The organism is Rhizobium sp. RU36D (genome assembly GCF_900176345.1).
Lineage (GTDB): Bacteria > Pseudomonadota > Alphaproteobacteria > Rhizobiales > Rhizobiaceae > Allorhizobium.
On the sequence record NZ_FWXU01000007.1, the window covers coordinates 60,034 to 73,559 of the forward strand.

General features: G+C 60.8%; 11 protein-coding genes and 1 riboswitch. Of the genes, 5 read left to right on the top strand and 6 right to left on the bottom strand.

The window, feature by feature from the left end; all coding sequences use genetic code 11:
• The first annotated feature begins 125 nt into the window (after nt 1–125).
• Nucleotides 126–1,505, top strand: coding sequence for a class II 3-deoxy-7-phosphoheptulonate synthase (locus B9A97_RS10765; RefSeq protein ID WP_084365336.1), 1,380 nt, complete (start codon nt 126–128; stop codon nt 1,503–1,505).
• 144 nt (nt 1,506–1,649) lie between these two features.
• Here the strand turns inward: B9A97_RS10765 and B9A97_RS10770 are convergent, their stop codons facing one another.
• A complete protein-coding gene (locus B9A97_RS10770; RefSeq protein ID WP_244564181.1) occupies nt 1,650–2,402 on the bottom strand; it encodes a hypothetical protein in 753 nt (250 codons plus the stop codon).
• A 279-nt stretch (nt 2,403–2,681) separates the two neighbouring features.
• On the bottom strand, nt 2,682–3,203 hold the full coding sequence (locus B9A97_RS10775; RefSeq protein ID WP_084365337.1) for a DUF1003 domain-containing protein: 522 nt from the start codon (nt 3,201–3,203) through the stop codon (nt 2,682–2,684).
• Between the two features lie 172 nt (nt 3,204–3,375).
• Between B9A97_RS10775 and B9A97_RS10780 the strand changes: the two genes are divergently transcribed.
• From B9A97_RS10780 to bluB, 3 genes are all read left to right on the top strand, one after another.
• Nucleotides 3,376–5,052, top strand: coding sequence for an NAD+ synthase (locus B9A97_RS10780; protein ID WP_084365338.1), 1,677 nt, complete (start codon nt 3,376–3,378; stop codon nt 5,050–5,052).
• A gap of 32 nt (nt 5,053–5,084) precedes the next feature.
• The gene (locus B9A97_RS10785) at nt 5,085–5,912 is read left to right on the top strand and encodes a TolB family protein (RefSeq protein ID WP_084365339.1); all 828 of its coding nucleotides are present in this window, start codon (nt 5,085–5,087) and stop codon (nt 5,910–5,912) included.
• Between the two features lie 44 nt (nt 5,913–5,956).
• A riboswitch (cobalamin riboswitch) is annotated at nt 5,957–6,165 on the top strand.
• Nucleotides 6,166–6,248: 83 nt separating this feature from the next.
• Entirely contained in the window at nt 6,249–6,938 is a 690-nt protein-coding gene (bluB, locus tag B9A97_RS10790) for a 5,6-dimethylbenzimidazole synthase (protein WP_244564182.1), read from the top strand.
• 15 nt (nt 6,939–6,953) lie between these two features.
• On the opposite strand, the gene B9A97_RS10795 is transcribed toward bluB, so the two are convergent.
• The 4 genes from B9A97_RS10795 to B9A97_RS10810 all read right to left on the bottom strand — a co-directional run bounded on the left by B9A97_RS10795 (nt 6,954) and on the right by B9A97_RS10810 (nt 12,224).
• Nucleotides 6,954–8,054, bottom strand: coding sequence for a DUF2865 domain-containing protein (locus B9A97_RS10795; RefSeq protein WP_143530410.1), 1,101 nt, complete (start codon nt 8,052–8,054; stop codon nt 6,954–6,956).
• A 166-nt stretch (nt 8,055–8,220) separates the two neighbouring features.
• Entirely contained in the window at nt 8,221–8,865 is a 645-nt protein-coding gene (locus B9A97_RS10800) for an acyl-homoserine-lactone synthase (RefSeq protein WP_084365342.1), read from the bottom strand.
• A gap of 120 nt (nt 8,866–8,985) precedes the next feature.
• Entirely contained in the window at nt 8,986–9,714 is a 729-nt protein-coding gene (locus tag B9A97_RS10805) for a helix-turn-helix transcriptional regulator (RefSeq protein WP_179145266.1), read from the bottom strand.
• Between the two features lie 197 nt (nt 9,715–9,911).
• Complete coding sequence (locus tag B9A97_RS10810; RefSeq protein ID WP_084365344.1) at nt 9,912–12,224, bottom strand: NADP-dependent malic enzyme; 2,313 nt, start codon at nt 12,222–12,224, stop codon at nt 9,912–9,914.
• Nucleotides 12,225–12,546: 322 nt separating this feature from the next.
• Here B9A97_RS10810 and B9A97_RS10815 point away from each other — a divergent pair, with 322 nt between their 5' ends.
• Nucleotides 12,547–13,395: a UDP-2,3-diacylglucosamine diphosphatase gene (locus tag B9A97_RS10815; RefSeq protein ID WP_084365528.1), complete on the top strand. Its 849-nt coding sequence runs from the start codon at nt 12,547–12,549 to the stop codon at nt 13,393–13,395.
• The last annotated feature ends 131 nt before the right edge of the window (nt 13,396–13,526 follow it).

A 13,526-nucleotide genomic window follows, 5' to 3' on the forward strand; every position in this document is an offset into this window, starting at 1 on the left:
TGGTACGTGCATCCGGGAATCAGCAGCAATCTGGAAGTTCGACTTTGCAAGGTAAATATTAGGAGCTATAAGCCCCCATCCAAAACGGCCCCTTGACGGCCGCACGACGAGAGCAGGAAGAGAAGATGGCACAGAATTGGAACCCGTCCAGCTGGCGGCAAAAGCCGATCAAGCAGGTGCCGGCCTATCCGGATCAAGCCGCGCTGGCGGCAGCGGAAGGTCGTCTTTCCAAGTTTCCGCCGCTGGTTTTTGCCGGCGAAGCACGTCGCCTGACAAAGGCATTGGGACAAGTGGCCGACGGCAATGGCTTCCTCCTGCAGGGCGGTGACTGTGCCGAAAGCTTTGCGGAACATGGCGCGGACACCATCCGCGACTTCTTCCGCGCCTTCCTGCAGATGGCCGTCGTCCTGACCTTCGGTGCGCAGTTGCCGGTGGTCAAGGTCGGGCGTATTGCCGGACAGTTCGCCAAGCCCCGTTCATCCGATTTCGAGCGCCAGGGCGATGTCGAGCTTCCGAGCTATCGCGGTGACATCATCAACGGCATCGAGTTCAATGAAGAGTCGCGCATTCCGAATCCGGAGCGGCAGATCATGGCTTACCGCCAGTCCGCCGCGACGTTGAACCTGCTGCGTGCTTTCGCGATGGGTGGCTATGCCAACCTGGAAAACGTGCATACCTGGATGCTGGGCTTCGTGAAGGACAGCCCGCAGGCCGAGCGCTATCGCAAGCTTGCCGACCGTATTTCCGAAACCATGGACTTCATGAAGGCCATCGGTATCACCTCGGAAAACAACCCGAACCTGCGCGAAACCGACTTCTTCACCAGCCACGAGGCGCTGCTTCTGGGCTATGAAGAGGCTCTGACCCGCGTCGATTCGACGTCTGGCGATTGGTACTCCACATCAGGCCATATGATCTGGATCGGCGACCGCACGCGCCAGGCGGATCATGCGCATGTGGAATATTGCCGCGGCATCAAGAACCCGATCGGATTGAAATGCGGTCCGTCGCTCCAGGCCGACGATTTGTTGAACCTGATCGATATCCTGAACCCGGCCAACGAGTCCGGACGCCTGACGCTGATCTGCCGCTTCGGTCATGACAAGGTGGCCGACCATCTGCCGCGCCTGATCCGTGCGGTCGAGCGGGAAGGGCGCAAGGTCGTCTGGTCCTGCGATCCGATGCATGGCAATACGATCACGCTTAACCAGTACAAGACCCGTCCGTTTGACCGGATCCTGTCGGAGGTCGAAAGCTTCTTCCAGATCCATCGCGCGGAAGGGTCGCATCCCGGCGGCATTCATATCGAGATGACCGGGAATGATGTGACCGAGTGCACCGGTGGTGCGCGTGCGGTGACGGCCGAGGCTTTGCAGGATCGCTACCACACCCATTGCGACCCGCGCCTCAATGCCGATCAGGCGCTCGAATTGGCCTTCCTGCTGGCAGAGCGGATGAAGGGCGGTCGTGATGAAAAGCGCATGATGGCGGCCGCAAACGGCTAAGCATGATGTGGTCGCGGCGATCGAAAAGGTCGCCGGACCTGGTGCAGCTTAGAAATACTTTCTGGAACGGGTCGGCAATCTCAGCCGGCCCGTTTTTCAATGCCGGCTCTTTGACGTGCTAGTGATCAGCCTATATCGGGCGTATCAGGCTGATTGCCAGCTTCGGAGCCCGGGGTTTTCAATCCTGGCGATGGCGTAGTGATAGGCTTCGTCCAGGGCGGCAAACTTTGCGGCCTGCCAGTTAAAATAATCATGCAGAAACTGCCGGGATAGCCACATGTTGCCGCGACGACGCGGCAGTTCCCAGCCGATCAGCCCTTCCGATTCCGCCTTCTGGAACATGCGTTTCAGATTGGTTGCCGACAGGGTGTATTTTTCGCTGATCGTTGAAAGAGCAAATGGCGCGATCTCGACGCGTTCTGCATTGGGGTCATAATGCTCGATGCGGGTGATCAGGTCGTGGAGCACCATTCCACCAAAGTCCGACCAGAGGAAGTGCCCGATGGTTTCCGCCGGCTCCAGCCAGACGTCATCGTTCATCAACATGGCCGCAGCGCGCGGTTGGGCAATGCGGAAGATGCGCTCGTCCGCCTGGCAGCTCGCCTCTCGATTGCCGCCGTCAAGCTTGTCGAGGCAGGCCATATGGCCCTGAAACCAGCTTTGCATGGCCGTAAAGCTGGCTTCCGTGGTCTCGAGCACCCTCACTCGCCGGTCTGGAATGTCTGGGACATCACGAAGAAACTTGTAAGCGACAAGCTCCGCGAGATAGGCCGTCGCGGTATTGCGACTGGCTGCCCCAAGCTTCATCACGGTTTCAATGAACCGTGTCGCCGTCAGTCCGGACAGCGGGTCATCCGGTTGTCTCTGCAGCGACAGGGAAAACAGCGCGTGGGTCATCAGCCATTTGCGATGCGACGCCTTAAGCCGAGATAGTCGCGGGCTTTTGTCGTGTATGGCAATCAAATGGCCTGCTATCCGCCGCTCGATTGCGGGGAAATCAGCATGGGTCAGGATCTGCTGGCGTGACATCGGTCCGCGGACCAAATCATGTTCACTGTTCAGTTGATGCATGTGCATGAGCCCAAGGGCCATTCTTTCGCTTTTGCCGCGCCGTCAGCGGCAGCATACCGACCCATATATAGGTGCTACACGATCCCGGTGAAGATATCATTGCTGTTATTCGTGTCGTTTTGCCAGCTGATCCAGCTGCAGCTTGATCTCGGCCAGTTCCTTCAGCACCTGCATGTCGATCTTCTGGTGGAGGGACAGGACCTCCAGTTCGGCCTTCAGGTTGACCTCATAGTCCTTCTGCGCCTCGAGCCGATCGCGTTCCGCCTGGCGGTTCTGCGACATCATGATGATCGGTGCCTGGATGGCTGCCAGCATCGACAGGATCAGATTTAGAAAGACAAAGGGGTAGGGGTCGAAGGCATCGGCCGCCAGCAAGTAAGTGTTCGTCACCGCCCAGACGACCAGGAACAGGCCGAAGCTGATGATGAAGCTCCAAGAACCGCCGATCCGGGCGATCGCATCGGCAAGGCGGTCGCCAAAACCGGCTTCGGCCCGAATCTGGGCATTGATATCGGTCGCCACGGTACGCCGCTCTACAGCCCGACGCAGGACCATGCGTTCGGTTTCGCCAAGCTCCTTGCCATCGGTATCGAGATGTTTGTGCAGTTGATCTGGCGATATCGGCATGGGCGCCCCACTGGTTTCGGTGGCAGATGGCATATTCCACGGAGCGCCAAACTGACAATAACATTCTGCCGGGACAATGAAGGCCGGGATGAGGTGTGGGGCTTGCGGGAGGAATTGCCGATGCTGCCATCATTTCGTTGCTCAGGACCGCGCGGCGCGCTATTTGGTGCACATGACCGAAAACACACGCTCCGACATTCTGCGCATCGCGACCGCCCAGTTCAATCCCATTGTCGGCGATGTCGCCGGCAATCTCGCCCGCATTCGCGAAGCGCGCCGCGAGGCCGCGTCGCAAGGGGCCGACCTCTTGTTGATGACGGAGCTCTTCATCTCCGGCTACCCGCCGGAAGACCTTGTGCTGAAACCGTCCTTCCTGGCGGCCTGCCTGTCTGCTGTGGAGGAGCTTGCGACCGATACGGCGGATGGTGGTCCGGGTATCATTGTCGGCTTTCCGCGCCAGGGTGATCTGGGCAGGCACAATTCGATTGCGGTGGTTGACGGAGGCCGGATCGTGGCGATCCGGGACAAGGTCGATCTGCCGAATTATGGCGAGTTCGACGAGAAGCGCGTCTTCGTGGCGGGAGAGATGCCGGGTCCGGTGAATTTCCGCGGCGTGCGCATCGGCATTCCGATCTGCGAAGATATCTGGGGTGACCTCGGGGTTTGCGAAACCCTGGCCGAGTCAGGCGCCGAAATGCTGCTGGTCCCCAATGGCTCGCCCTATTACCGCGGCAAGGTCGATATCCGCCACCAGGTGGTGCTGAAGCAGGTGATCGAGACGGGCCTGCCGATGGTCTATGCCAACCAGCTTGGTGGACAGGACGAACTGGTTTTTGACGGCGCGAGCTTCTGCTTCAATGCCGACAAGACGCTGGCCTTCCAGATGAGCCAGTTCGAGGCGACGCTGTTCATTTCCACCTGGCGGCGCGAGAGCGATGGCTGGCGTTGCGATCAGGGGCCGCTCTCCCATATTCCCCAGGGAGAAGAAGCCGATTACCGCGCCTGCATGTTGGGCTTCCGCGACTACGTCAACAAGAACGGCTTCAAGAGCGTGGTGCTCGGGCTGTCCGGCGGCATCGATTCGGCCATCTGCGCGGCGATTGCCGTGGATGCGCTTGGCGAAGAGCGTGTCCGCACCGTCATGCTGCCCTATCGCTACACCTCGGAGGAGTCCTTCACCGACGCTGCCGCCTGCGCCAAGGCGCTCGGATGCCATTACGACATCGTGCCGATCTCAGAGCCAGTGGAAGGGTTTCTGTCCTCGCTTGCGGATATGTTCGAGGGCACCGAAGCGGGGATCACGGAGGAAAACCTGCAGAGCCGTACCCGTGGTACGATCCTGATGGCGATCTCCAACAAGTTCGGCTCGATGGTCGTCACGACAGGCAACAAGTCGGAAATGTCCGTTGGCTATGCGACGCTCTATGGCGACATGAATGGCGGGTTCAATCCGATCAAGGACCTCTACAAAATGCAGGTCTACGCCCTGTCGGCCTGGCGCAACACGCATGTGCCACCGGGCGCTCTCGGACCTTCAGGCGAGGTCATTCCGGCCAATATCCTGTCCAAGGCACCTTCGGCCGAGCTTCGCCCCAACCAGACCGACCAGGATTCGCTGCCGCCTTATCCCGTGCTGGACGATATCCTGGAATGCCTGGTCGAGAAGGAAATGTCCGTCGAGGATATCGTCGAGCGTGGCCATGACATCGCGACGGTTCACCGCGTGGAGCATCTGCTCTATCTGGCGGAATATAAGCGCCGGCAGTCGGCGCCGGGCGTGAAGATCACCAAGAAAAACTTCGGGCGCGACAGGCGCTATCCGATCACCAACAGATTCCGCGACCGCTGAGGCGGCCGTGGCGACACCGGGGAGGGTGTGGCATGCGCAGTTCGGTCGAGATCTTCAATATCGATACCCGCGAGACACGGGTGGTTTTCCAGACGGAGCTTCTGATCGAGGCGCCGAACTGGACGCCTGATGGTGCGGCCTTGCTGGTCAACGGCGATGGCGGGTTATACCGGCTGGCGCTTGATGGCCTGCCACAGCTTCAGCAGATCGATCTCGGCTTCGCCACGCAAATCAACAACGACCACGGCATTTCGCCCGATGGCATCCAGATCGTGATCTCGGACAAGGTGGAGCACGGAAAATCCTGCATTTACGTGCTGCCTTCCGCAGGCGGCGTGCCGCGGCAGGTTACCGCGCTGACGCCATCCTACTGGCACGGCTGGTCTCCCAATGGACAGACCCTTGCCTATTGCGGCATCCGCAACGACCTCTTCGACATCTACACCATTCCGGTTGATGGCGGCGAGGAGACGCGGCTGACCCACGGCGAGGGACGGAACGACGGACCCGACTATTCGCCCTGTGGTACATGGATCTACTTCAACTCCAGCCGCACCGGCCTGATGCAGATCTGGCGGATGCGCACCGATGGCTCGGAGCTGGAGCGGCTGACCCATGACGACCTTGGCGACTGGTTCCCGCATCCTTCGCCCCGCGGCGACAAGGTATTGCTGATTTCCTATGCTCCTGATGTCTTCGACCATCCGCGCGACCGCGATGTGTTGATGCGGCTGATGAACCCCGATGGTTCGGATCTCGAAACCCTGTTCCCGCTGTTTGGCGGGCAGGGATCGATCAACGTGCCGAACTGGTCGCCCGATGGCAGCTCGTTCGCCTATGTTCGGTATTTTCCGGTCTAGATTTTCGATGTCGCATTCCTGGCTTGCCTGCCTCTGACACGCTGATAAACATGTCAACGTCAGGTGCCGGCTCGAAAGAGCAGGAGAATCGGGAATCCGGCGCAAATCCGGAACGTGCCCAACGCTGTAAGGCGGATGCCTGGCCGCACAGGTTCCCCGTATGAGGGGCCGGCCACTGGTTCACGAAACCGGGAAGGCTGCGGCCGGCAGGTGATGCCAAGTCAGAAGACCGGCCTGATGCTGATAGGTTTGGCCCGCGTGGACGGTGGGCGAGGCCGCAACAGGGCTTGCCACCGATGCCCGGTGGCGAGGCTTCAGCTTATGGGGTTATCTAGATTGTCCGACCAGTTTCATCGCCACCTTGTCGCGAGCAGTGCCTTTTCGGAGGATGACCGTGAGGCCGTCTACCGTGCCATCATGACGCGGCGCGATGTGCGCGACCAGTTCCTGGATGATCCGGTGCCGGACGACGTGTTGCAGCGCCTGTTGCAGGCCGCGCATGCGGCGCCGTCCGTGGGCTTCATGCAGCCTTGGAATTTCATCGTGGTGCGCAGCGCCGAGCGGCGGGAAGCGGTGTGGCAGGCGTTCAGCAGGGCGAATGACGAGGCCGCCGCGATGTTTGCCGACGAGCAGCAGGCGCGGTATCGCTCGCTGAAGCTTGAGGGTATCCGCAAGGCGCCTGTCGGCATCTGCATCACCTGCGATCCCGATCGCGCCGGGCCGTTGGTGCTGGGACGGACCCACAACGCTCGCATGGACAGCTATTCCACCGTCTGTGCCGTGCAGAACATGTGGTTGGCAGCCCGTGCCGAGGGTATCGGCATCGGCTGGGTCAGCATTTTCCACCAGCAGGATTTGCGCGACATCCTCGGCATTCCCGAAAGCATCGAGATCATCGGTTGGTTTTGCCTCGGCTATGTCGATGCGCTCTATGACCAGCCGGAGCTGGCGATCAAGGGCTGGCGTCAGCGCCTGCCGCTTGAGCAACTGGTCTTTGACGAAGCCTGGGGCAGGTCACGCGGATAAAGACTTGGCACCAAGCTATTGCTGCAGCGGCTGCGGTCCCGGTGACGCGGGGTTTCGCAGGTCTATGCTGCTGGTTTCAGCCGGCAGGAAGGCGGGGCCGACGCGCCGAACCTTTTCGCGGCTCGGGTCATAGGCACGTTCCTGAGGCTGTGGGATATCGGACTGCGCCTTGGCGGCGGGCTCCATGGTGCCACGGATCTCGGTGATGGCCGAATAGCTTTGCTGCGGCTCGTCCTTGGGCTTCTGGGATTGCAGCACGCGGCGGTGATAGTCCGCCAGATTGCAGCTGCAGGCAGGCTTTTCGCCCGGCGGACGGCTCAGATAGGCGAAGGCGTTCGGCAGGCTGCGATAGGGCTCGCCGGTGACCGCCGATACCATATCGGCGCTCTCCTGCGTCAGCAGCTGGTGATAGAACAGCTCGGTCGAGGTGCCCGGGCACATCTGGCTGCACTGCTCCGCGTCGCGGCGGAAGTTGAGTGGCGAGGCCGCGGATGAAATTGGGAAGAACGAACCGTCGCAGGTGCTGACGCACATGGTGCGCAATTGCCCCTGGCGGCTGCCGTCGAGGTTCGCTTCTGGGTGTGGTAGGGTGTATTCTCTACCGATCGCTGCCGTCTGGGAGAAATCCGGTACCGAGGTCAAGGCACGCGGCAGCTGCGGGCCCTGCATTTGCCTTGGCGCAAGGGTCACCTCGCTGGTCGGCTCGGCATTGCAGCCATTGGTATCGAGTGCAGCGAGCAGCCGCGAACGCGCGGGACCGCCTGATATCGTTCCGAGCAGCGCGTCGCGCTTTTGCGTCAGGATGCGCTTGTTGTCTTCCATGCGCTGAAGCGCGGTCGACAGCTCGTTGCAGGCGTTCTTGCCGTCGCTGCCATAGGTAATGATGCTGCCGCCGCAGTTCAGGCGCTGCATGTCCTGCCGCGCCTTCCGGATCTCGAAATTCTGCTTTGTGACGGCACTCGAATAGCGGCGGGCTTCGCGGCTGTTGGATGTGACGACGGGTGCAGAGGCGAGACTGGCGCGCAGCTTGTCGCAGATCACCGAGGCTTGCGCCTCGATCGTCTGGCAGCCGAGAGCGGCCACCAAGAACAGCGCTATCCGTCGACCTTGCGTCACGCGGTCTTCCCCATTGCGGCATCGAGCGGGATTAGTTTTCAGGCGTCATACACCCAACATTATGTCCATTATAGGGGCAAGCGGATGGCGCGCCAACAGCTTATGCTGATTTACCTTAACACGATCACGTGTCGGTTTTGACAGGGCGCGCCATTGTCTGCTTGGATCAGGCTGCGTGCAGTGCCTGCAGGCGGACCGGTTCGGCGACGACCGAGCCGTCGATATCCGCGACAGCCTTCATGCGGGACAGCAAGTCTTCATCGACCTGCCAGGCGATCGCGACGGCAAAGACCGAGCCGATACGGCGGGGGTCACTGATCCGTTCCCCGGGGCATCCCATGCGACGGAACATGCGCTCCAGGAAGACGTCGGTGACGGTGACGATATGGCTGAGGCCCGAGGCAATGCCGAGTTCGCCGACGCCGCACATGAGTTCGGCCGCCGCCATCGTCACCTGGTTGGAGCCGCGATCCTGCGAAATCTCAGGCTCGATGCAAAAGCGGCTGGATTCCCAGATGGCCGCGCTGCGGATCTCCGGCTTGTCCCCGAGAAGGCTCGGGAATGTATCGTCCAGCATGTTGGGGCCTAGGGTCGGCAGGAGCCGCAAGGCGCCGCGCAGGTCGCCGGTATGTTCGTCGTGGGAGAGAACATAGGTCGGATTGGCATCGTCGTATCCGTCGATCTCGTAGTCGCCCTGGATGGCGACGTCCCATTTCAGGAGATCGTGAAACACACGTTTGCGCAGCCTGAACATCTGATCCAGGGCGGCGGCATGGCGGTCGCGATTGGCAGTGTTTACGATTGTTATCATTGGAGAACTCCCGATTGTGTTGCGGGAGCAAAATGAAATTGTTAGGAAAATATTGATACTGGCGGTAGCGACAAGTTGATAATGCAATTATAAGTAATATATGTGAGTATTTAAGAATTTTCAGGGGCGGGCGATCAGGCCTTCCCAGATGGCCTTGGCGACAGCCTGGGCATTGGTAACCACATCAAGCTTGCGTCGGGCGTTAGCCATGAAAAACCGCACCGTGCGCTCGGAGATGCCAAGGATAGCGGCGATTTCCCAGTAGCTTTTGCCCGCAGCCGCCCAAGCCAGCGTTTCGCGCTCGCGCTCCGTCAGCCCAGGCGTCTCCCTGGCGCCGCCCGATGTGCGTCCGTCCAGCAAGGCCGCGTGGAACTGCGCGGCCAGCGCCTGGATGTCGCGGCCGTAAAGACGGCAGAACTGCCGCCAGTCCCGATGGGTCGATGCCATGCTTATCGACAAGAGCGCCGAGCGTCCTGCCCTTGATGGCAATGGGAAGGTCAATCCGTCCTCGGGAAGCCCAAGCTGGCTCAAGCGTGCGGCGATCAAGGCTGCCTTTGGCTCCATAGCGATCAGCCGGTTCCAGTCGAGTGGCCGCACGGCATTGGTCGCGGCCGATAGGACTGACGTCAGCAAGGGCGTGCCCAGATCCGCCAAGGCGGCCGCCTGCTGTCTGGTCAGTGTGTGATGCAGCCGATTGATCTGCATGGACAAGGGCGACAATCTCGCATCGACATAGATGACCTGGGCAATGCCGTAGGTGTCTTGGAGCCTGTGGAAGAAGTCGTCGGGGTTGGGCAGTTTTTCGTTTTCGAGCCAGTCCAGCAGATCGAAATATCGACTTTGGCTCATCGCCGCCCTCATGAATCCATGGGTTTTAACTTGGGCGGCGGCAGAAGGTATGTCCAGTGCAATCATCGGGCATGGCGTGGCATGCGGCGTCCGTGCACAATTTCTATTGTTGGTTTACCTGCGCGTTGGGCATGGCGAACCGGCCTCATGAAAAGCAGCGGCGGATCGAGATCAATCCGCCACTCGCTCATCTGTTCTCAAGCGATCTGCGATGCCTCGACCACGGCCAGCGCCGCCATGTTGACGACCCCGCGCGAGGTGACTGAGGTGGAGAGGATATGCGCCGGCATCGCGGCTCCAAGCAGGATGGGGCCGACATGCAGTGCATCCATCATGGTGCGGACGATGCCGAGGGAAATGTTGGCGGCGTCGAGATTGGGGAAGACCAGGAGATTGGCTTCGCCGCTCAGCGTGCTGTTGGGCATGGCGCGCTTTCGCAAGGTTTCCGACAGAGCGGAGCCGCCCTGCATTTCGCCGTCCACTTCCAGCTCCGGGGCACGTTCGCGGATCAGCTTCAATGCATCGCGCATCTTTCGGGCGCTGGCGGAATCGCGGGATCCGAAATTCGAATGCGACAGCAGGGCGGCCTTAGGGTCGATGCCGAAGCGGCGGATTTCCTGGGCCGCTAGAATGGTCATTTCTGCGATCTCGGCGGCTGATGGATCTTCGTTGACGAAGGTATCGGTGAAGAAGATCGCGCCGCGCTGGGAAATCAGGAGGCTGAGGCCGGAAAGGGCGCAAACGCCCGGCTTCTTGCCGATGATCTGGCTGACATCGCGCAGATGCCGGTCGAAGCCGCCTTCCACGCCGCAGATCAATGCATCGGCCTCGCCGCGCTTTACGGCAAGGGCTGCGATGACCGTGTTGTTGGTGCGTACGATGGTGCGGGCTGCTTCCGGGTTGATGCCGTCACGCCCCACAAGGGCGAAATAGTCGTCGACATAGTCGCGGTAGCGCGGATCGTCTTCCGGGTTGATCAGTTCGAAATCGGTGCCGGGGCGGATGCGCAGGCCATAGCGCTGCAGCCGGGTCTCGATGATCTGCGGACGGCCGATCAGGATCGGTTTGCCGGTGCCTTCTTCGAGCAGCACCTGGGCGGCGCGCAGTACCCGTTCGTCTTCGCCTTCGGCGAAGATGACGCGCTTGTTGCCGGCAAGGCGGGCCGCTGTGAAGATCGGCTTCATCACGAAGCCGGAGCGGAAGACGAAGCGGTTCAGGGTGTCGAGATAGGTGTCGAAATCGGCGATCGGCCGGGTCGCGACGCCGCTTTCGGCGGCAGCCTTGGCCACAGCCGGAGCGATCCGGAGGATCAGCCGGGGGTCGAAGGGCGAAGGGATGAGATAGTTCGGTCCGAAGGTCGGCGATTCCCCTGTATAGGCGCGGGCAGCCACTTCCGAGACTTCTTCGCGTGCCAGCGCGGCAATGGCGCGCACGGCCGCCATCTTCATCTCTTCATTGATGGTGGTGGCGCCGCAATCCAGTGCGCCACGGAAGATATAGGGGAAGCAGAGGACGTTGTTGACCTGGTTAGGGAAATCGGAGCGACCGGTGCAGATCATCGCATCGGGGCGGGCAGCGCGGGCCTCTTCGGGCATGATTTCGGGCTTCGGGTTTGCCAGCGCCATGATCAGCGGGCTGGGGCCCATGCGGGCCAGCAATTCCGGCTTCAGCACGCCGGCGGCGGAAAGCCCCAGGAACACGTCGGCGCCGTCGATGCTCTCGGCCAGCACGCGCTTGTCGCTGTCCTGGGCGTAGATTTCCTTCCACGGGTCCATCAACTCGTTGCGACCCTTGTAGACAAGGCCCTCGATGTCATGGACCCAGATGTTCTCGCGTTTGGCACCGAGCGTGACGAGCAGGTTGAGGCAGGCCAGTGCTGCGGCACCGGCGCCCGACGCGACGATTTTCACGTCCTCGATCTTTTTGCCGGCGAGTTCCAGGCCGTTCAGGATGGCCGCTGCAACGATGATGGCCGTGCCATGCTGGTCGTCGTGGAAGACCGGGATGTTCATTTTCTCGCGCAGCTGTGCCTCGACCTCGAAGCATTCCGGCGCCTTGATGTCTTCCAGATTGATGCCACCGAACGTCGGTTCCAGCGCGGCGACCGTCGACACCATGGCCGGCACCGTGGCGGCGTCGATCTCGATGTCGAAGACGTCGATGCCGGCGAACTTCTTGAACAGCACGGCCTTGCCTTCCATGACCGGCTTGGAGGCCAGCGGACCGATATTGCCAAGACCGAGCACGGCGGTGCCGTTCGACACCACGGCGACCAGGTTGCCGCGCGCCGTATAATCGGCTGCGCTATCGGGATTGTCGCGAATGGCAAGGCAGGGTGCGGCGACACCCGGCGAATAGGCAAGCGCCAGGTCTCGCTGGTTGCCGAGCGGCTTGGTGGCCTGGATCTCGAGCTTCCCGGGGCGGGGATAGCGGTGATAAAACAGCGCCTGCTCATCCAGATCCGCGGATGCGGGAGTAGGCTGCGTCTTGTTCACTTCCGGAGCGTTCATCGGGGTCCACCAGTCTCGTCAATCGGGCTACGAATCCTTGAATACACGAAATGGCGTCAAGGGGGAGTATGCACGCCGCCGAAGGGCGGGATTTGACTGATCAAATCGTTGTTGCAGCGCGATGTACTGGACGCATATGCGTCACCGTCTGCGACTTACTGCCAGGTTTATTGCCGTCCGTTTCAAAATACTGGCCGCATCAGGTCTGCTCGCAGAGGGAGGATTCCCGGCCTGCCGCGACAAAATTCCGGTCATGTCATCATCCTGAAACAAGAGTCTGGTCTTGGAAACGCAGTTTGAAGGACGTGAAAGGACCACGCCGGTGAGCGGGCAAGGCGAGATCAAGCATTTCAGGACGTTGTTCATCTCGGATGTCCATCTCGGGTCCAAGGCCGCAAAGGCGGATTTTCTTCTGGACTTCCTGCGCATTCACGAAGCCGACACCATTTTCCTCGTGGGCGATATCGTTGATGGCTGGCGCTTGAAGCGCAGCTGGTACTGGCCGCAGGATTGCAATGACGTGGTGCAGAAACTGCTGCGCAAGGCGCGCAAGGGGACGCGCATCGTCTATATTCCCGGCAATCACGACGAGTTTCTCCGAGGCTTTCCGGGAACCCATTTCGGCGGCATCGAAGTTGCCGAGCGGATGATCCACGAGGCCGCGGACGGCAAGAAATATCTGGTTCTTCATGGCGACGAGTTTGACGTCGTGGTGCGCAATGCCCGGTTGCTCGCCTATCTCGGGGACTGGGCCTATGATGCGGCGATTTCGATCAATCTGGTCCTGGCGGCCATCCGCCGCAAGCTCGGCATGCCGTACTGGTCCTTCTCTGCCTGGGCCAAGCTGCAGGTCAAGCAGGCCGTCAATTTTATCGGCGAGTTCCAGAACGTGGTGGCCGAGGAGGCGCGGCGCAACCATGTCGACGGCGTAATCTGCGGCCATATCCACCATGCCGTGATGGAAGATATCGACGGCATTCATTACATCAATACCGGTGACTGGGTGGAAAGCTGCACGGCCATTGCCGAGCATCACGACGGTCGCTTCGAACTGATTTCCTGGGGCCACATGATCAGCGCAAGGCAGAAGCCCAAGCTGAAGGCGGTGCCGCTTGCCCTGCCCAAGCCAAAGGAGCACGCGGCCGAGGACGTCGAGGCGCAGGTTGCCTAAAGGGCCAGCCACTCCCGATGGTATCAGGTTGCTGACGAATTGTGTCAGTTACCGCTAACATCGTGACCGGCGGGGCTGCCTTGGACATAGGAATGCCGCAAGGAGGGTGCTAAGTTCAGCACCATATTCCG